Annotated in this window: 19 protein-coding genes; 8 read left to right on the forward strand and 11 right to left on the reverse strand. The window is 27.7% G+C overall.

The features are described 5' to 3' along the window. Nucleotide 1 precedes the first annotated feature (1 nt). The 6 genes from RR561_RS00595 to RR561_RS00620 form a co-directional block, all read right to left on the reverse strand. The gene (locus tag RR561_RS00595; protein ID WP_332505492.1) at nt 2–517 is read right to left on the reverse strand and encodes a transcription repressor NadR; all 516 of its coding nucleotides are present in this window, start codon (nt 515–517) and stop codon (nt 2–4) included. Next, nucleotides 498–1,370: a carboxylating nicotinate-nucleotide diphosphorylase gene (gene nadC / locus RR561_RS00600; RefSeq protein ID WP_332505493.1), complete on the reverse strand. Its 873-nt coding sequence runs from the start codon at nt 1,368–1,370 to the stop codon at nt 498–500. The genes RR561_RS00595 and nadC overlap by 20 nt, the downstream gene beginning before the upstream one ends. After that, on the reverse strand, nt 1,348–2,646 hold the full coding sequence (locus tag RR561_RS00605; protein ID WP_332505494.1) for an L-aspartate oxidase: 1,299 nt from the start codon (nt 2,644–2,646) through the stop codon (nt 1,348–1,350). The genes nadC and RR561_RS00605 overlap by 23 nt, the downstream gene beginning before the upstream one ends. Before the next feature lies 1 nt (nt 2,647). Further along, on the reverse strand, nt 2,648–3,556 hold the full coding sequence (gene nadA / locus RR561_RS00610; protein ID WP_332505495.1) for a quinolinate synthase NadA: 909 nt from the start codon (nt 3,554–3,556) through the stop codon (nt 2,648–2,650). Nucleotides 3,557–3,715: 159 nt separating this feature from the next. Next, nucleotides 3,716–5,113, reverse strand: coding sequence for an MATE family efflux transporter (locus tag RR561_RS00615; RefSeq protein ID WP_332505496.1), 1,398 nt, complete (start codon nt 5,111–5,113; stop codon nt 3,716–3,718). Nucleotides 5,114–5,297: 184 nt separating this feature from the next. Further along, complete coding sequence (locus tag RR561_RS00620) at nt 5,298–5,756, reverse strand: MarR family winged helix-turn-helix transcriptional regulator (RefSeq protein WP_332505497.1); 459 nt, start codon at nt 5,754–5,756, stop codon at nt 5,298–5,300. A 659-nt stretch (nt 5,757–6,415) separates the two neighbouring features. Between RR561_RS00620 and RR561_RS00625 the strand changes: the two genes are divergently transcribed. Next, complete coding sequence (locus RR561_RS00625) at nt 6,416–7,201, forward strand: Cof-type HAD-IIB family hydrolase (protein ID WP_332505498.1); 786 nt, start codon at nt 6,416–6,418, stop codon at nt 7,199–7,201. Between the two features lie 352 nt (nt 7,202–7,553). Here the strand turns inward: RR561_RS00625 and RR561_RS00630 are convergent, their stop codons facing one another. The 4 genes from RR561_RS00630 to RR561_RS00645 all read right to left on the reverse strand — a co-directional run bounded on the left by RR561_RS00630 (nt 7,554) and on the right by RR561_RS00645 (nt 12,225). Next, complete coding sequence (locus RR561_RS00630; RefSeq protein WP_332505499.1) at nt 7,554–7,694, reverse strand: hypothetical protein; 141 nt, start codon at nt 7,692–7,694, stop codon at nt 7,554–7,556. A gap of 21 nt (nt 7,695–7,715) precedes the next feature. Further along, on the reverse strand, nt 7,716–9,272 hold the full coding sequence (locus RR561_RS00635) for an ABC transporter ATP-binding protein (protein ID WP_332505822.1): 1,557 nt from the start codon (nt 9,270–9,272) through the stop codon (nt 7,716–7,718). Between the two features lie 676 nt (nt 9,273–9,948). Next, entirely contained in the window at nt 9,949–11,208 is a 1,260-nt protein-coding gene (locus RR561_RS00640; protein ID WP_332505500.1) for a radical SAM/SPASM domain-containing protein, read from the reverse strand. 573 nt (nt 11,209–11,781) lie between these two features. Then, nucleotides 11,782–12,225 carry a phosphate-starvation-inducible PsiE family protein gene (locus RR561_RS00645; RefSeq protein ID WP_332505501.1) on the reverse strand — a complete coding sequence of 148 codons (444 nt, stop codon included), beginning with the start codon at nt 12,223–12,225 and terminating at the stop codon, nt 11,782–11,784. A 338-nt stretch (nt 12,226–12,563) separates the two neighbouring features. Here RR561_RS00645 and RR561_RS00650 point away from each other — a divergent pair, with 338 nt between their 5' ends. After that, nucleotides 12,564–13,529, forward strand: coding sequence for a Gfo/Idh/MocA family protein (locus RR561_RS00650; protein WP_332505502.1), 966 nt, complete (start codon nt 12,564–12,566; stop codon nt 13,527–13,529). Nucleotides 13,530–13,665: 136 nt separating this feature from the next. Here RR561_RS00650 and RR561_RS00655 read toward each other — a convergent pair whose 3' ends face one another. Further along, nucleotides 13,666–15,054: a cation:dicarboxylate symporter family transporter gene (locus tag RR561_RS00655; RefSeq protein WP_332505503.1), complete on the reverse strand. Its 1,389-nt coding sequence runs from the start codon at nt 15,052–15,054 to the stop codon at nt 13,666–13,668. A 993-nt stretch (nt 15,055–16,047) separates the two neighbouring features. Between RR561_RS00655 and RR561_RS00660 the strand changes: the two genes are divergently transcribed. The 6 genes from RR561_RS00660 to RR561_RS00685 all read left to right on the forward strand — a co-directional run bounded on the left by RR561_RS00660 (nt 16,048) and on the right by RR561_RS00685 (nt 20,655). Next, entirely contained in the window at nt 16,048–16,512 is a 465-nt protein-coding gene (locus RR561_RS00660) for a GNAT family N-acetyltransferase (RefSeq protein ID WP_332505504.1), read from the forward strand. Between the two features lie 446 nt (nt 16,513–16,958). Then, on the forward strand, nt 16,959–17,894 hold the full coding sequence (locus RR561_RS00665) for a cation diffusion facilitator family transporter (protein ID WP_332505505.1): 936 nt from the start codon (nt 16,959–16,961) through the stop codon (nt 17,892–17,894). Between the two features lie 138 nt (nt 17,895–18,032). Further along, on the forward strand, nt 18,033–18,791 hold the full coding sequence (locus RR561_RS00670; protein ID WP_332505506.1) for an NUDIX domain-containing protein: 759 nt from the start codon (nt 18,033–18,035) through the stop codon (nt 18,789–18,791). A gap of 95 nt (nt 18,792–18,886) precedes the next feature. Beyond that, nucleotides 18,887–19,486: a DJ-1/PfpI family protein gene (locus tag RR561_RS00675; RefSeq protein ID WP_332505507.1), complete on the forward strand. Its 600-nt coding sequence runs from the start codon at nt 18,887–18,889 to the stop codon at nt 19,484–19,486. 166 nt (nt 19,487–19,652) lie between these two features. Next, a complete protein-coding gene (locus RR561_RS00680) occupies nt 19,653–19,988 on the forward strand; it encodes a hypothetical protein (RefSeq protein WP_332505508.1) in 336 nt (111 codons plus the stop codon). 439 nt (nt 19,989–20,427) lie between these two features. Beyond that, nucleotides 20,428–20,655, forward strand: a complete 228-nt coding sequence (locus tag RR561_RS00685) for a barstar family protein (RefSeq protein WP_332505509.1) — start codon at nt 20,428–20,430, stop codon at nt 20,653–20,655. Nucleotides 20,656–20,846: the final 191 nt, after the last annotated feature.

The raw sequence follows: 20,846 nt of genomic DNA on the forward strand, positions 1-20,846 counted from the left end.
ATTATTTGACTAAAAATCCTAAGTTGTCCATTGCTTGTTCAACCTCCAGTAAGATAGATTTATTTTTTGCACAAATAGTATGGTAGTGATAATTTTCTGTGAGTTTTTTTAAAGGTTTACTAATCCCAGACTCTATATCAAATAAAAAATTATCGACATCTCTTCGGGAGCTAATATTTAGCTCTACCTTAATAACTCCATAAGCTCTGTGAGATATAAAAACATCTTTTACAGTAGCACCTAAATCTACTATTGAATAGAGCTCAATCTTCATCTCATGGTCGTTATGAGAAAGCTTAAAAACCCTAGAGATATGCTCACTAGATGGTTTTTCTAATAAATATCCTCTATTGGTAGAGAGTATTTTATTATCTTCAGCTTTTAATATAGCGATATCTTGTACTATGACTTGTCTTGATACTCCAAAGTGTTTGGAGAGATCAGATCCACTAATAACAGTATCGGTGGACTCAAGAAGTTTAAGAAGTTTCTTTCTTCTAGATTGAGTTCCATTCATCTATATACCTCAGATTCTTCAAACTAAAATCAAGGCTTTTAGCAGAATGCGTAAGAGATCCACTGGATATAAAATCAATTTTTAAATTTTTAAATCGGGAAATATTATCTATTTCAACGTTTCCAGAGCATTCGATAAGAGCCCTACCATCGATTATATTTATAGCCTCTTTTATAGTATCTATATCCATATTATCTAACATAATAATATCCACTTTTGAATCGAGAGCCTCTCTAAGCATATCTAAATTTTCAACTTCAACTTCTATTTTCTTAATAAAAGGCTCAGCTTCTCGGACTAAACTTACAGCTCTTTTGATTGAACCAGCAGCATCTATATGGTTGTCTTTTAGCATTATGCCATCTGATAGATTATATCTGTGGTTATTTCCACCAGCAATACGAACAGAATATTTTTCAAATATTCTAAGGTTGGGAGTTGTCTTTCTGGTATCAACAAGAGCTATATTATCATCATCTAAAGCGTCGATCATATTTTTTGTTAAGCTTGCAATTCCACTCATTCTTTGTAGAAAGTTTAAGGCTACTCGCTCAGCTGTTAGTATTGAGGATGCTCTTCCTACAATTTCTAAAACAAGGTCACCCTTATCTATACTATCACCATCTTTTTTATAATCTACAAAGAAGATTTCATCATCTAGTATTTTAAAACATCTTTTAAATACATCTAGACCTGAAATAATTCCATTGTCCTTTGATATTAGAGCTATTTTAGCTAGTTTATCATCATCATATATTGCATTCGTAGAAATATCCCAAGACGTTACATCTTCTTTAAGTGCAGATTTAATAACATCATCTATTTGAAAATTATTTAGCTTTGGCAAGTTCATCTTCCATTATCCTTTCTTTTATCATAATTGAAACTTCAGTATCTGACAGAAGTGTTTTTCTAGTAATTGTATCTTTGTAGCAAATGAGAGGGGCGTTTTCCTTTACTATTGACTTAGCCGATCTTTTAGCAAAAACTACACCTTCAAGTAAAGAGTTGCTGGCAAGACGATTTCTTCCGTGAACGCCAGTGCAGGCAACTTCGCCAATTGCATATAAATTTTTCATTGAACTCTTAGAATCCATATCAACCTTGATACCTCCCATTGTATAATGCTGTGAAGGAACAATTGGAATTGGATCTTCTAAAGGATTCAAACCAATTTCAAGTATTTTTTTATATATATTTGGAAAACGTTTTTCTATAGAGTTTTCTAGAGGATTTAAATCCAAAAGTTCATATTTTGAATTATCCTTTTTCATTTCTTCTAAAATTGCCTTTGAGACGAGATCACGGGGATTGAGCTCATTTGTAAATCTTTCATGTTTATGATTTATTAGGTGAGCACCTTCACCTCTTACTGACTCAGATATCAAAAATCTACGACCTGATTTATCTTCATATAGAGCAGTGGGATGTATCTGTACATACGATATGTCATTTAGCTCAATATTATGCTTGATTGCTAGAGCGATTCCGTCGCCTCTAATATGTGGAAAGTTGGTAGAGTTTTGGTATATACCCCCTATCCCTCCTGTTGCTAGAACTGTAGCTCTAGAATTAACAATTAGATTATTTTCTGAGTGGACTGCGTGTATTCCAAGACATTCCTTACCATTTGAAGATTCCAAAATATCAGTCATACTACAATTTTCTATAATATTTATATTATTGCGTCCTTTAATTGTATCTATTAGGGATTCCATAATAGATTGTCCAGTTATATCATCATGATATAGTATTCTAAAGTTACTATGCCCACCTTCTCTAGTATAATAGGGACCGTCTTCATTTCCAGTAAAAACAACACCTAGATCTTGGAGCGTTTCAATAGCGGCGTTTGATTCATCAACAAGTATTTCTACAGCCTTTTTATTATTTTGATAATGACCTGCACGAAGAGTATCCTCGATGAAGTTATCTCTATCAGAATCACCTCTCATAACACAAATTCCACCTTGTGCAAGATAGGAGTTTGAATCTGTAAGTGTTTTTTTTGTAATCAAAAGTATGTCTTGATTTTTTGGAAGGCAAAGAGCACATACCAAAGCAGCAACGCCTGAACCAACGATCACAACGTCACAAGTAATATTTTTAAAACTATTATCGATATCCATTTTATTGCCCCATTTCTAGCATTTTATTTAGAGGTATTTTAGCCTTATCAACAATGCTATCATCCACGATTACTTCCGTATTCTGATTTTCTAGAGCACTTATTATCTTGTCTACTGAATTTAGCTTCATATCGTGACATATCATACTGTCTATGAAATAGAATTTTTTATCAGGACATTCTTTTTCAAGCATATACGAAATTCCCTTCTCAGTAGCAATAATAAATTCCTCACAAATATCATCCTTTGCCATTTTTATTATAGCTTTTGTACTTCCTATAAAGTCGGCAAGAGATAAAATATCCCCGTTACATTCTGGATGTGCCAGTACTTTTGCTTTCGGAAATTTTGTTTTTAGATTTTTAAGTTCACTTACATCTATATTGTTATGAACAGGGCAGTAGCCATCATTTGCAATAATATTTTTATCTTTGATTGATTTTGCTACATAGCGTCCTAGATTTCCATCAGGTATAAAGAAAATATTTTTTTCACTTAAACTTTTGACTATCTTTAAGGCATTAGATGAAGTAACACAGACATCACTAAGGGCCTTAATATTAGCTGTTGAATTGATATAACATACCACTGCCAAATCCTCATATTGATTTCTTAGTGTTTCAATTTTTTCCTTTGTTATCATATGAGCCATTGGACAATCAGCTGTTTTATCAACTAATAAAACATTTTTATCTGGATTTAATATTTTTATACTTTCTCCCATAAAATATACTCCAGCCATAACAATAGTTTTGTTCTCTAGTTGACTAGCTAATTGAGCCAAAAAGAAAGAGTCGCCAATGTAATCGGCAATTTCTTGTATTTCACTGTCTACATAATAGTGTGCCAGTATAACGGCATCTTCTTTTTCCTTTAATTGATTTAATATCTTGATTGTATTTTTTTTCAAGATAATCACCCCCCCTAAACTTTTCTCAATCAGTATAACATAAATATATACAAGTGACAAGACACATAGATATACAAAAATAAAAGCTTTATTTTAAAATAAAAAAAGCACTTATACAAAATTATATAAGCGCTTTTTAATGCAATTGAATTTTTAATTTTAAGCTAAATTCTCATTTTCTTCTTTTTTGTTAAACTTCTTCATAAAAGGTATAAAGAAACAAGCTGTTACAGTAGCAGATGTCACATCAGCTACTGGAGCTGCATATAATACACCATCAATACCAAAGTATTTAGAGAATATAACTATACAAGGCATCAAGACAATAACCTGTCTTAAAAGTGTAAGAACCATTGCACGTTTTGGCATTCCTATTGCTTGGAAGAAGTTGGCAGCTATTATCTGGAACCCTGCAACTATAATTCCCATAAACCAAATCTTTAAGGCATGAACACTAAACTTCATCAGTTCAGGTTCTCTATTAAATAGTGAAACTAGCAGTTCCGGCACTAGTCTTGAAAGTAAAAAGCCAACAGTAGAAATAATCAATCCAACTATTATAGCTAATTTTACAGCTCTTTTTACTCGATCATATTTTTCAGCACCATAGTTAAAGCTTACGATAGGCTGTAGACCTTGGTTCAATCCTATAATAGGAAGGATAAGTAGAGTCTGCAAACTATTTACTATACCCATACCTGATACTGCAATATCTCCACCATACTTGATTAGGTATGTGTTTAGAAGAAAGGCAAGGGAGCTATTTGCTAGCTGTAGCAAGAAGCCTGGCATACCTAGAGTGGTAATCTCTATGGCTAGAGCAGCTTCTAATTTTAAATATTTCTTTTGTATTCTATGTAGAGCGTCTTTCTTTAAGAAATGATAGATACTCCACACCATAGATACAAACTGTGATGTAATAGTGGCGATTGCAGCCCCGCTCATTCCCATATCAAAACCAAATATAAATATAGGGTTCAGTATAATATTTATACCAGCACCAATAAACATAGTTGCCATAGCAAGCTTTGGCTTACCGTCTGCTCTTAAGAAGTTATTCATTCCCATACCTATAACTTGAAATATAGTACCCAAAAATATTATTTTCATATACTCTCTAGCATATGGAAGTACAGTTGGGCTAGCACCGAAAAGAATTAATAGTTTATCTAAGAATATTTCACCAAATATGGTAATAATAAGTCCTAAAATAATCAAAAGTGCAGTTGCATTACCTAAAGTTTTATCAGCTTTTTCCATATCACCTTTTCCAAGACTTATAGAAAATAAAGTTGCACCACCTTGACCAAATAGTATACCAATAGACATCATTATGATCATAGCAGGGAAACATATAGTAATGGCTGCTAGTCCATTTGCACCTAATTCAGGATGATTACCTATAAATATTCTATCAACCACATTATACAGTGCATTTACTGTCATACCTATAATCGCTGGAAGAGAAAATTTATAAAGTAACGTTGAAATTCTCTCAGTTCCTAGTGGATTATTATATTGAACTTTTACTTCCTGAGAAGTAGTGTTGTTTTCCAATTTTATCACTCCTTTTTAATAAATTTAACGCATGGATGCGTTTGAAAATCATTGCTATAAATGAAAAGAGTATCCTAAGCACGCAGATAGACTCATATTTGATATATGAATTTATGAGAAGAAGTCTGTGAACTTCTATGGGCTTTGAATACGGTAATCCATAATATATCTTTAAGATAAAATATTACTTATAGTCGAATTCTTTTTTCTTTTCATCTATATAGTCTTCTACATTTTCTACCATTCTCTCTAGACAAGAGTAGGCTAATTCTTTTTCTTCCTGTGTCATATTATTAGTAAGTATAGCACTCCAACCCTCTAATACCTTAGTAACATCCTTTTGGCTATCTTTGCCTTTTTCAGTGAGATAAATTCTATTAATTCTTTTATCGTCTTTATCTTTTTCTTTAGTTACAAATCCTTTTTTAATTAATGATTGTATAACTCTGGCAGTTGAAGCCTTATCCATATATAAGTATTTGCATAATAAATCCTGTGATACTCCATCCTTATGATAAAGAGCATTTAAAAATGGTTGCTCTGAAGCAGTAATGTTATGTTTTTTTAGATAGAAATTTTTATATACTTGACCTTTTCTGTAAAGAATAGAGATCAATCTTCCTGGGCTTTTAATTTTTCTCATCTCCTATTTTTGTATAAATTATTATATGAACAAAGAAAATTCAATATAGTTGTCATGTCAACCATTATCTATTATACGACTAAATGGTTGTCGTGTCAACTATATTATTTTGGGAAAACGAAGTCATTTTTATATTTTTAAAAAGCTAAAATGAAATACTGATAATTATGTTAAAAGAACTTAAAAAAATGACTTTAATATAGTATTTAAAAAACATATGGTATATAATTGTTGAAAAGGGAAATTTAACATCTTTGAAGTAGAAAAAAGGAAAGTATTAAAAGTAAGAATTGAAAAATATATTTTAGAAAAGTTGAATCTTCATAAAAATAAAAAGTTAAAATAATAGAGATAAACTAGGAAAAGATAATAGAGATGAAGTAGGGAAAAATAATAAAAAATAATACATATTAAGAAAGAAATAAAGAAAACTAAAGAGACAAAAAAGTAATTAAATAAAAGTAATATGTGTTAAGTAGTTAGTGAATAAAAAATAGTAAATTGAAATAAATCAAATTTGCAATATAGGAGCGTATATTTTATAATAAAGCTTTGAATAGTTTTTTGATTAACAAATAGTGGTATTACGACTAGCTATAAATACATAATCTCATTAATCATTTATAAAGTTTGATAAGAGTTATAGGAGGAGGAAATATATGATAAAGGCAATTTTTTTCGATATAGATGGGACATTAATAAGTTTTAATACACATAAAGTTCCAGATAGTACAAAAGAATCTTTGAATAAATTAAGGGAAAATGGTGTGAAGTTATTCTTAGCAACAGGAAGGTCTCCTATGTGGCTATCTATGATAAAGGATATGGTAGAATTTGAATTTGATGGATATGTAATGATCAATGGTCAGTACTGTATATTAGATGATAAAGTAATACATGAAATGAAGATACCTACAGAATCAATTGAGAAATTAGTACCGTATTTGGATGAAAAAAATATTTCATGTGAATTTGTGGAGTTAGACTACATGTATATTAATCATGTCAATGACAGGGTAAAAGAACTAAGAAAATATTTAGGAGATACTGCACCGGCATCTCCAATTGAAAGCTCAGATAGAATATATAAAAATGACGTGTTTCAGCTATGTGCCTATATTAAAGATGAAGAGGAAGAAGAATTTTTGGCTCATTTACCAAAGTGTAGAGCAGTAAGATGGAACCCTGTTTTTGCAGATATAATTCCTGAAAAAGGTGGAAAAGATGTTGGAATAGAAGAAATGTTAAAGCATCTTGGGATTAAAAGGGAAGAATGTATGGCGTTTGGCGATGGTGGAAATGATATCTCCATGCTAAAGTATGTTGGCGTAGGAGTTGCAATGGGAAATGCTGGCGATGATGTGAAGGCTGTTGCTGATTATGTAACAGAAGATGTGGATAACTTTGGAATTAAGCTTGCACTTGAAAAATATAAAGTAATATAGTTGATAATTTTGAAATAGATAAAAGTGAATGTATTTTATATATAAAACTTAACTTATAAACAGATATTTTTCATAAATTAGTAAATAAGAAAGAAAATCAGTAATAATTTAAAATGATATATTTTGTAAAATAAGAAAAATTTTGAAAAATGTGTATTATGAAGTGGATAATGTGGATAATTGTTTGATAATATATGACTGTATTAACTTTAAAATACTAAATTAAATGAATAAAAATTTTATATCTAATAAAAACCGATAACATACAGTATCGGTTTTTATTTTTATGTATTATATTTTAGGCCAAGTGAAGAGTAGATATATATATATTATATTTAAATATTTAAATTATTTATGCCCTGCCAACTCGCCCACATATATTTTTGATAAGACAAAACATATAATTACTACAAGGATTATTATAATTAGTATAACAAGCTTTAGCTAAAAAGCTAGCAGTAGTACGATCGTTTGATTCATGTATCCATTTCATATGTTTTTTCTCCTTTATAAATTATAATTTAATTTCTACGATATTATATTCAGTCAAATTTAAATTTTCGTGAGAGGAAAAAATAATAATGCTATTTTTTATGAATTTACCCAAAATTTTGAAAAAAAGTATTTTGTTTTCTTTATCTAAATTAGATGTTATCTCATCAAAAATATATACATCATTTTTTTCAACTAGAGCCCTAGCAATTATAATCTTTTGTTTTTGTCCTCCAGAAAGATTAGTATCTTTATTTAGAATAGTATCATATTTATTAGGAAGGCTTTCTATAAAGTCATCTATGCCAATCTCTTTACAAATTTCTTTAATATTTTTTAAATTAATATTTCTGTAGATAGATATATTTTCATAAATTGACTCTGAATATATGTATGGAAACTGGTCAATATAAGTAATATGATCTCTATAGTCACTGATAATATCTTGAGCATTATACTTATTATTTATGACAAATTTAGTAAGTTTATCTGAGTATAATCCAGAAATTATATCCAAGAGTGTTGATTTACCAACTCCATTATGCCCAACTATTCTATATATGTTGCCTCCATCAAATTGAATGGAAAAATTATTTATTAGAGAATCTGAGCCAGAATCTGAATAAGAAAAATCAAGGTTATTAATTCTGATTGAGTCGATTTTTTCATAAAAATCATTTTGTTTATAATGCTTTTTTAAGTCGATATCATAACAATTAAATAATTCCTCTACCCTTTCTAAAGAAACACCAATCTCTTGAACAACGGAGTTAAAACTTGATAACTCATTGCTCTGTGATTTGAATTTTTCTGAGTAAGTATTGAAAGCAACTAAAGTTCCAACTGTTAATAAGTTTTTTATGCATAGCTTAGCACCGAAGAGTATAATTAAAATTCTAGATGTAAATGAAAGTAAGTTTAATAAAAGGGACATATTAATTTCAACTTTAGATTTGTTAACTGCTAAATCATAAATATCATCTGTTTTAACTCTGAAATTAAAAATTTTCTTTTTAGTAATATTAAATAATTTTATTGTTTTAAAACTATTCAAAGATTCATTTATAAAATTTATATAGCTGTCTTTTCTTTCTATAAGTATATTAACTTTTTTTCGTATAATTCCCCCAAAAATAATAAAAGATACAAATTCAATAGGTATAAAAATAAGAACTATAGAACTTAAAAATGGACTTATATATACCATAAAGACTAAAGTAATAATCACTGAAAAAATGGTGCTAAAAAAACCAACAAGGTTATTTAGTAAATTTGATATTATCATAGAGTCGTACTCTATATTATTTAATAGTTTTCCTTTATCTATTTTTGAATAATCCTTATATCCGATTTTAAAAACATGAGAAAAAATATTTATTTTAGTATCTTTTTCAATTCTTGCTGTCAATTTTATTAAATATAAAGACTTAACTTTGAAAATTATCATAGACATTATAAAAATCAATAGTATTAATATTATATATTTATAAATACTAACATTGTAAATATTATCTAGTACTTTCCCAAATAAAAATGGTTCTAACATAAAGAAAACTGACTCTAATAAAATTAAAATCATAATGACAAAAAACTCTAGTAGAGTAAAGTTTATTTTTTTTATGTATTTAAAAATTAATGAAATATCACTTTTAAACAATGATATTTTATATCCTAATTCTCTAAAAATAAAATCACTCCACTTTCTTCAAAAATTATATAATACCTATAACGAAAGATTTAAAAATTGTTAGCTATATTTTCTACAAAAGTGACGTAATAGACCAATAGGACCAACTAATAAACATGTAAATTGATTACAGTCAGGTGTACGTTTTGGTCTACAACCCATTGAAGCTTTATTTATCCATTTCATTGAGAACACCTCCTATAAATGTGAAATCTAACAAAGTTTACGTAATATATATGTAAATTGTTTGTAATTACCTCTAGGTAATGTTTTTTGGTAATTTGTATCTAGTGTATATAAAAGTACTATTATTTATTTCATTAAGAACATATTCTATAAATATAATTATATTTATAGAATATGTTTACTACTGTATAATATACTTTATAGAGCCTATTCAGTACATAAAATCCATAGTTTTTATAGGATTTTAAATGTACACATGCTGAATTACTCCCACCTAATTATGATTTAATATCACTATTTTAAGGAGCAATATAATTTATCCATTTCATATTTAGAATTTTCTTCTTTACTATTATTCGATCGTTATAGGTAATTATATTTTTTATAGATTACTCTTTAAAAAAGCAATTTCCATGTCTTTTTTTATATTATATTTTTTTGATCTACATATATTTTTTCCTGAAATTTTTCTCTCTAAAGGGCATCCTCCCATACAGATTGGAAGAATATTGCACTCTATACAATCCTTTGATAAAAATGGATTATAATTAGCATAGTAAAGAAAAGTATCGTTATATGATACACCATCCGAAATATTTCCTACATTAAAATCTTTTTTACCAATATCATCCCAACATTTATATAGATCTCCGTATGGGTCTATAATAAAAGAATTATCATTTATAGCACCGCAAACAAAGGGGTTAAAATCAGAGATATTATAATAATTAGGGTTATCATTTAAAAATTTACTATCAACTTCAGAAAACTCTTTCTTGTTTAAAATATTTTCATTAGCGTTATTAGAAAAATCGTTAACTTTTGCAATATAAATAAAAACTTTATCATATAAATTTTCTTTTTTTAGTATATTGATCAATTTATCGATTTCATTTCTATTGCTTTTATCTATATTAATTCGAATTACTAAATCCAAGATATCACATGATTCTTTTAAATTATTTAATATAGTAAAAAAAGTTTCACCACCAGAAGTTAAGTATCTTCTTTTATCATGAATTTCCGGTGGTCCATCTAGAGTTATTTGAGCACTATTAACACCTAAATTTTTAAGTTTTAAAGCCATTTCTTTATCTAGTAAATATCCATTTGTTATTATATCTGAAAAGTAATTTTTCTTAATTTCTTTATTTTGTTCAAATATCCTTGTTGTTATTTTTTCTATAATATCAATTGACATTAAAGGTTCCCCACCATACCATGTTATAGAGAGAGAATCATCTTTAGAGAGTTTATCTCCTATAAAGTCTATAACTTTACTTATGATATCATTAGACATGGTTTTATTAACTACTCCATTTTCAAAACAATATGGGCACGCAAAATTGCAATTTAATGTTGGAGCAATAGTTAACCTAAGTCCTGTTTCTTTATATCTTGATACTGTATTTATATATTTTATATACTCAAATTCATTGAAATTATCACTTACAATTATTCCACCGTCTATTAGTTCGTTAATTAAATCAATATGTGTTCTAGGGAATTCATCGCTAGATTTTAAATTATTATATTTAGAAATATCATCATTTTCCAGTAATACTATTGATGAGGTTAGAGTATTGTATAATAAAAGTCCTTCTTTTATTTTATGTTCGATATTAAACTTAGATAATTTCATTTAATTAATCCTCCTTGTAATTATACTTGATAGTAAAATACAAATAAATTACTAATGTAATCATAATATATTATGATATTTCCTTGATGTATAGTAGAAAATAAAAACTATAAAAATACACTTAATTTTATGATAAGGGATATATGGATCATGACCTGAAGGAATATCATTACATAGAAATATTACAATAAAGCAAATTGAATATAAAGATATTTTTATATTTTGTTTATGAAATTTAGTTTGATAAAAGTCATTAGGGAAGAAGTATAGATAAAACAAAGCAAATATTATAGTTCAGGTTAAAATAGGCATAGTATCTTTAAAAATAAAAAAATAGAGCAACTTATATGACTTAAGTGTACTCTATTTTTATTTTTTTCTTATATAAACTGGTTTTATTCTTTACATGTTCATCTATTTTTTATTTGTCTATTATATTATCATTTTTATATTTTTATTAGAAAAAGTCGCTTAATTTTGTTTTTAACTGATAGACCAATAATAGAAAATTATTATTAGGTGGACTTTATTTAGAATTGTAAAATTAATTTATAAGAATATTAGATTAATGAATTAAATGATTTCATCTGGAATTTCATTTTTCTCTAAAGATTCTTCAGAAATAGTCTTTTTATCTGTTAAATATTTTTTGATTAAGAAAAGTCCTCCTATTGCGATTACACCCAAAAGTATTTCTAGCATACTATTGTTTTTTGGAAGAAGCAACATTTTTCTTGCTATTCCAAATAAGAGAACTTCTAATACAGCTGTCTGTACATGCAGTGTTAACATGACTGCAATTTCAACTCCGATGACAAGTAATAGAATCTGAGCAAATATTTGATTTAGCTGAGTATAGTCTACAGGACTATTGAAATTGACAATGTAAAAGTTATATATAATTCTTAAAGTGTCAAAGATTCCTAGTAAAACGGCAATTAAAATTACGAGTGCCAGTATTGTTTCAAAAGCATAGGCTATTTTTAGGATAGTTTTTTTTCTGTCTTGAATTTTCATAAGTATTATCACAAAATGTGACTATTTCACCTCTCTTTCTAGTATTAAAGCTAAGTGGTGACAAAATAAAGCGACTTAATAAAAGTAAATACTATTAAAATATATCATATTTAATAGTAACATAAATTCATATGCATATGTAGTAGTAATTGAATAAAATTAGTTATGATTAGCTAAAATGAAAATTAAACAGTATAGTAGGCATAAAGAGCTTATAAAAAAATCAATTCTTACAAAAAACCATTTTTTATTAACTTTGAAAATAAATCTAAAATTTACTTTTTGTGATTTTTATTTTAAAATATACTTATAAATAAAATGTAAAGGTTGGTGTAGATATGAAGCTAGGTATTGCAGGAGCAGGTATGATAGTAAAAGAATCTTTGGGTGTTTTGAAAAGTCTAGATATAAAACTAGAAGGCATTTGTGCAACAAAGCATTCAGAGGATAAGCTGAAAAAATTATCAAAAGAATATAATATAGCAAATTATTATACTGATTTTGATGAGATGTTAAAAAATAATGAAATCGATACGGTTTATGTAGCGCTTCCAAATATACTTCACTATGAATTTTGTAAGAAGGCTTTAGAGGCGGGTAAAAATGTTATATGTGAGAAACCATTTACAGTAAAACTGAGAGAATTAGAAGAACTTTTCGAATTAGCAAAGGAAAAAAAGTTAATATTAATTGAGGCTATAACAACTTTATATCTAGAAAATTTTTTGGAAATAAAAAAACTTATAAAAAATGGAGATATTGGCGATGTTAAAATGATTTGTGCCAATTTTTCTCAATACTCTTCTAGATACGAGAATTTTAAAAATGGAATTATATCACCTTCTTTTGATCCGAAATTTGCAGGTGGATCTTTGATGGATTTAAATATATATAATATACATTTTGTGTGTGGAATATTTGGGGCTCCTAGAGAGATCAAATATATTCCATGTATTGAAAATAATATTGATGTGTCAGGTGTGCTAGTTCTTAGTTATCGTGATAAGGAATGTGTTTGTATAGCCAGCAAATCATCTAATTGTAGTACAAATATGCAGATACAGGGTACAAAAGCAACTATAAGTATGAGTGGTCCAACTAATGGATGTGAATCATTTACTGTTTTTGAAAATAAAAATGATATAAAAGAGTATAACTACAATCGATACAGTCATAGAATGAGCAAAGAATTTATTGAAATTGAAAAAATAATAGATAATAAAGATTATAAAAAAGCTGAAAAAATGATGATAAATTCACTGATAGTAATGGAAGTTATCGATAGAGCAAGAGAAAGTTTGTAGTTTCGCCTTCCAATAAAATAATAAAACTCCCAACGCTATAAATAGTTTTGGGAGTTTTTATATTTTAATTTCTTATTTATCAATATTAGTATAAAAATTATATTTACAATATAAATTATAATTAAGTTGTCTTTTATTAAACTGCTTTTTCCATCTTAGGTAAAGTGTTCTTATCCTTAGCTCTGTTTAATTTCTTTTGAACCATCAAGGCATTTGTCATTGCGCCACTTACATTTAACATTGTTCTTCCCATATCAAGAAGCGGATCAACAGCAATTATTGGGTTGATTAGGGCAAAATGTTGACCTAGTCCAACTCCTGAAATACTTACTGATGCTGCTGTAATAGCAGTTCCTGGGATACCAGCGATACCTATTGAACCAAGAGAAACTACAATAATACTTGTTACTATAAGATTAAAATCAATAGGAACACCAACTGAATTGGCAACAAATACTATTAGCATTGCGGGATAAATTCCTGCACAACCCTGCATACCAGCTGTTGCTGAAAAACTAGCTACAAAACTAGCTGTAGCATCATCTACCTCTAGATTATCTGTCAATGTAGTAATAGTAGATGGAAGTACTCCCATGCTAGATCTAGATGTAAAGGCTAAGATAAGAGTTGAAAGTGCACCCTTAAAATACCAAATAGGGTTGATTCCATGAATCATAAGGGCTACTGACTGAACAAGTAGCATAATGGCAACTGATATATAAAGAATTACCATAAAGGCAATAACATCTATCATTGCTGAAAGACCATTCTCTGCGATTGTATTTGCAAGCAAAGGAACTACTGCAAAAGGCATAAATCCAAGAATCATATCTGCCATATAAGAAATGATTTTATGAAGATCATCGATAAGGTTTCTAAAAGTATCTAACTTATAATCTGTATGCTTCATAATTCCACGGGCTGAGATACCAACCAATACTGAGGCTATAACAACTGCTATGACATTAAAGTCTAGCATAGCCTGGAATGGATTTGCTGGTAAAATATTTCTAAAGGTATCCACTACATTTTTTGTTTCAACAATCATACTTTCTCCACCTGAAGTGACGGAAGAACCACCTAATCCATAGAAATATGAAAGTGAAAAACCAATAGCAGCTGCTATAGCCAACATTACCAATGTAATTACCATTGTATAGCTAGTTAACTTGCTGATATCTGTATTCGTATCCATGTTGATAATAACATGAATAATAGATATAGTTATCAGTGGTATAACCAACATTCTTATAATGTCTATATAACCTCCACCAAATAATGAGTACCACTTTGTTGTTTCTGCTACAAATCCAATCTTCATTGGATCGTCTGCAAATCCAGAAAAAATCTGAATCACAAGTCCTAACAAAAGACCTGCTAGTGTTCCGATTATTACTAATTTAGAATAATCGAATTTCTTTATTAGCTTTGCGATAATAAAGAAGATGAATGATAAAAGTACAAGAAATCCTATCGTTTCTAGATGAGAAATCATTAGGAAATCTTTTAAAAAACTTTCCTTCATGCTTTTGTCCTCCTAATTTTTTAAATTTTGCAATTTTCGAGCATTTACATCAGCTTAACCCCGATTATTACGGATGTCTGAAATTCATGTCTCACTAAATTTAAAGTTTAGTCAAACGATTACGCATAATTATTGTATAATTCGATAAAAAATAACTGGTGGTTGTTTGATATATTTAACAAAAAATACTATAAAATACTTCAAAAAATTATTGCATGAGAATATTATACACTAATATTTTAAAAAAGTAACTATATTTATTAAAAAAATAATTATATAGAAAAAAACTATATCTGAGGCTAATAGTAAAAACTTTAAAAATAATAAAAAAACAGATGCAAATAAGCAAGAAAAAGTTATTATAAGTTGTTTTTATAGTAAAATATAGATGTATTAATAAGTGGAATAGAATATAAAAATTTTAAATTTTAAATCTTTTTATATATGATAATGAAAATTATAATCATAATAACATTGTTAAAATCAAATAATTGAAAATAAAAGAAGTTAGAAATAGTAAACAAAAAAACTGTATGAAAAACTAATGATAATGAAAAATAAAAAAGTATAACTGTATATAATTAAGTAAATATTTTATAAAAAATAAAAAAATGATCTTAGAAAATAAAAGTATAGCAAGATTATAAATTATATAAAGTTGTGCAAAAAACATTGGTTTTTTATATCCTAGTAAAATACTAGGAATTTACAATATATTAAAATATTAATTGAATTATCTAGAAAAAATCTAGTTAGAGTAAAACAAGAACTTTTAAAAAAATATGAATTTAGCTAAATAATAAAAGTATAATATTACGTATCTATAATTATGGGTATATAGATAAAGAGAAATGACATGTAATTATGATGTTCATAAAAATTTAAATGTCATATCTTTTATTATTCAAATTAAGACTCGCCGACCCAATGAAACTTTGTGAGTAATAATAAGTGATATAATAAAAATGATAAAAACCTATACGGAGATGAAAAATGATAAAAAAAATAAACAATGATATAAGAAAAGTGGATAGTGATGAAGAGGGTTTGATTGAGCTCTTGTTAATAGGCGATGAGCAATTGGATATGATAGAAAAATATCTTTATAAAGGGGATATATTTGCTATTTTTAAAGAAGAAAAAATGATTGGGGCATGTGTTGTTACGAAAGAAAGTCAAAATATATATGAATTAAAAAATATTTCGCTTGATTGGAAATTCCAAAGATTAGGTTATGGGCAAAAGATGATAATGTATATAGAGAATTACTATAAAAACGACGAAAATATGTTAATAGTTGGTACTGGAGAAAGCCCTATGACTATAGATTTTTATATAAAATGTGGATTTGAAAGGTATAGTAAAGTGAAAAATTTTTTTATAGATAATTATGACCATCCTATCTATGAAGATGGGAAGCAGCTAGTAGACATGATTTATCTGAAGAAGAAATTATAAGAACATAATGTGTTTTTAAAGATAGTTAAGATAAATCAGTATTGCATAGGAAAATATTTTATATTTAGCCTTACAGACAGAAATAATTATTTAAGGAGTCTGTAAAATAATATTAATGAAAATGATGAAGTGATTGTATAAAAACAGCAAATAAAAATATTTAATTGAGAACGTTATCGATTGACAATCAATTGAAAACGTGTTAAATTTAGATGTAATAATTTAAATACACACAATATATTTAGTTTTGAAAGTAAATTTAATAAAGCTATAGCAAAAGATATACGATTAAACGCAGCGGATGCTTTAATTTAGAAAAATAAAGCAAATAAATAGTAAGATAAATCTAATGTTGAATTAGGTTCTTTTCTGCGTGATTAGATAGAACTACAAATTATATCTAAAGTTATTGTTTTATAAAAATAAAAAAGTATGGAGATGATTTTATGGGTAATAAGAAATTAAGTGAAGATCAAATTATAGAAAATAAAATGATAAACAAAATATCAACGGTTGGTATTTTTGGTAATATAGTTTTGACATTGTTCAAGTTATTTGCAGGTATATTTGCACATTCTGGAGCGATGGTGTCAGATGCAATGCACTCTCTATCGGATGTGTTTGCAACTTTAGTAGCCTTTATTGGAGTAAAGGTATCTAAGAAAGAAGCTGATAAAGAACATCCCTATGGACATGATAGGTTAGAAAGTATAGCAAGTATAATATTAGCACTTATCCTAATAGGAACTGGTGTTGGAATTGGTATTTCAGGGATTGATAAAATAATAAATAGAAATACAGTGGCAATAGAAGTTCCCGGAATGATAGCTTTAGTGGCGGCAGTTGTATCTATTGTGTCTAAAGAAGGAATGTTTTGGTATACAAGACATTATGCCAAAAAACTAAATTCACAGGCATTTATGGCGGATGCTTGGCACCATAGATCAGATGCAATCTCTTCTGTTGGTTCTTTGATAGGTATAACATTTGCTAGAATGGGCTATCCGATATTTGACCCGATAGCCAGTGTACTAATAGCACTTTTGATACTAAAAGTGGGTTATAATATATTTATGGATGGGTTTAGTAGAATGATAGACAAAAGTTGTAGTGATGAAGTGGAAGAAAAGATAAGAAAGATTGTTGTAGAGCAAGAAGGCGTAGAAGGTATAGATCTTTTAAAGACAAGAGAGTTTGGATCTAAGATGTATGTAGATATTGAAATCTTAGCAGATGGTGACCAATCACTTAGACAGTCGCATTCTATAGCTCAAAGGGTACACGATGAAGTTGAAAAAAATATACCAGACTGCAAGCATTGCATGGTTCATGTAAATCCAACAAAAAAAGATGGTGTGGATAATAATAAAGATATAATATAAAATTTAACTTTGAAAATAAATTGAATTTCAAGGCCTCACATGATCTTTCTAAAGATAAGTGGGGTCTTATTTTATGAGAAAATATGATATAAATATTGTATAATGTAATTAAAAAATGTATAGAATCGAGGTAAAGATATGTTAACAACTGTATGCTATTTGGAAAGAGGTAATGAGCGTTTGATGCTTCATAGAACAAAAAAGGAAGATGATTTAAATAAAGGCAAATGGCTAGGTGTAGGTGGAAAATTAGAAAAAGATGAAACACCTCTTCAATGTGTAAAAAGAGAGATAAAGGAAGAAACAGGATACACTGCAAACAGATGTGATATTAAAGGCTTGGTAGTATTTAATTATAATGATAATGCATCCGAATTTATGTATTTATATACTTGCAATGATTTCGACGGAAATATAATTGAGTGTAATGAAGGCGACTTAAAATGGATAAAAAAGGAAGAAATAAAAGATTTGAAGTTGTGGGAAGGTGACAAAATCTTTATTGATTTAATTGAGAATGATTCACCTTTTTTCTATCTAACACTAAATTATGAGAATGATCAATTAATAAGTCATACATTAGAATTTGAAGAAGAAAATTTTGTGAGATTTGAGGTATTTGTTCCAGAAGATTATGTACAGGTGATAGTGGATGAATTAGGTAAATATAAATTGATAGATCAGGGATATTATGGATCAGCATACTCAACTATAAATGTTTTGGGACATTGGAAATCTTTGGATGGAGCAAATCCATTTGATGGAGAAGTAGGTAAAGAAACAGTAGCAAGAGAGAGTCTAATGAAGTTTAGAGTTAAAAAAGACTTTAAGGAGTTGGCCTTTTATTTAGTAAAAAAAGCTCATCCCTATGAAGTTCCTGTAATAAATGTATTTTAAATTCAATATCATTTTCACTTGTCTATTTATGTTTTAGCAAAACTATATAGATTGCAAAGTAAATAATTGAAATGAAAAACAAGGAGGAAATTGAAATGAAAAAAACAATTTTATTTGTACTACTAGAACAGTATGCAGATTGGGAGGCAGGGTATATCGCATCAGCAATATCTATGTTAGGTCAAGGCAAATACGACATAAAAACTATGTCATTATCCAAAAATCCTGTACAATCAATTGGAGCATTTAGTATTTTGCCTGACTATGACATTAAGTCTGCACCGAATGATTATGAAGCACTCATTTTGATTGGTGGTAATACATGGAGAAATGATAGGACACAACTGCTAGAACCACTTGTTAGAGATTGTTTTCAAAGAAAAAAAGTTTTAGGAGCTATTTGTGATGCTACTGTATTTTTAGGAAAGATTGGAATTTTAAATGACGTGTTTCACACAAGTAATGATCTAAATGATTTAAAACAATGGGCGGCTTTTGATTATACTGGTGAGAAGAAATATATTTCAAAGCAGGCTGTTAGAGATAAAAATATTATAACAGCTAATGGTACAGCGTCTATGGAATTTGCAAAAGAAATACTGATTGCAATAAATATTGCAGATGAAGAAAAAATATTAGAGTGGTATAATTTTCATAAGTTAGGATTTTATACGGCGCCCATTCCTAAAGTATAGTTTTGATTTATTTATACAATGCATTATATAAATAAAAAATATAGTACTTAGATCTTGCAAAAACAAGAAATACTTGATTACAAAACAATATGAATCTAAGTTTGAACTTGAAATAGATATTGGAAAATATTTTATGTAAGATAATATGAAATTTGGAGGTGGCAAAATGTTGGAATTACTAAATTTAAAAATGGAAAGTGATTTTGATTATAGAATTATAAAAAGTGATGATTATAATATGGATATTTATATAGAGCTAGATTATAGAGCTGTTGATATTGTGGATAAAAATATGGAATTTTGCAATTCAAGGATACAGTTTCCTAGGGTGAAAGCGATGATAATAAGAATAACAACGCTCAATAATTTAATGACCATTCATCTTTTGAGAGATATAGATTTGTTATCAGCTTTTGCAAATTTTGAGGTAGATTATTCTGGAAGCGTTTTCAAAATTTTGAAAAAAGATGAATATGTTATACTTGAAAAAGAAAAAATATAAATTTGAAAAGAAAAATAAATTTTTAATAACTTGAAAACGTTTTTAATATTTAATTTAATTTAGAAAGTAAAATGAAAGTTTATTAATGTATTGTTATGTTAGAAATTAAAAAATTTCTTAAAAATAAGCAACAGAAAGTCTTTTTAATGTTAAAATAAGGGTAAGAGATATATTCAAGTAAATTAAGTTTTATCTTACACTATTTCATAAAAATGAAAAATATAAAAATTTAAGAAAAATATTTGAATAAATAGTAAGAGTTAAAAACTACTATATATGAGTTGAAAGATCTCGACAGGAGAGGAAGTTTGTTTTATAGATTAGCATGTCTAAATTAGATATGATTAATATTTTATAAGGCAAATTGAATAAATATTTATATTAGAAATTTGTGTAGATATATCGATTATTATTTTGATAGAAAAGGAGTTTTATAACAATGGAAAAGTTAACAGTAGATTTCAACAACTTAGAAACACTTGAGGAGTTTCATGATTTTATCAAGAAAAATTTAAACTTATCTTCGGAATATGGTAGAAATTTGGAGGCACTAAATAGTGTGGTATTTAAGAGTGATGTTAAATTTGAAGTAATTAAGGGCGGACCTATTTTAATGGAAATGCAAGAAATCATTGCTGATATACTATGCCATGATATAAAAAATTAAAGACATATAATATTTATAGTTAGATACTTTAAAATCGCTATATTCTTATAGTTTAGTGAGTATTTGGTAAGATAATCCGGATAATTAAATTAATAAAAGTAAAATAAATAAATCAAATTGTTAAAAATAGAATATAAAGAAATTAATAAAAATGATAAAAACAAAATAAATAAAGTGGAAAATAAAAAATA

The organism is Peptostreptococcus sp. (genome assembly GCF_036639115.1).
Classification (GTDB): domain Bacteria; phylum Bacillota; class Clostridia; order Peptostreptococcales; family Peptostreptococcaceae; genus Peptostreptococcus.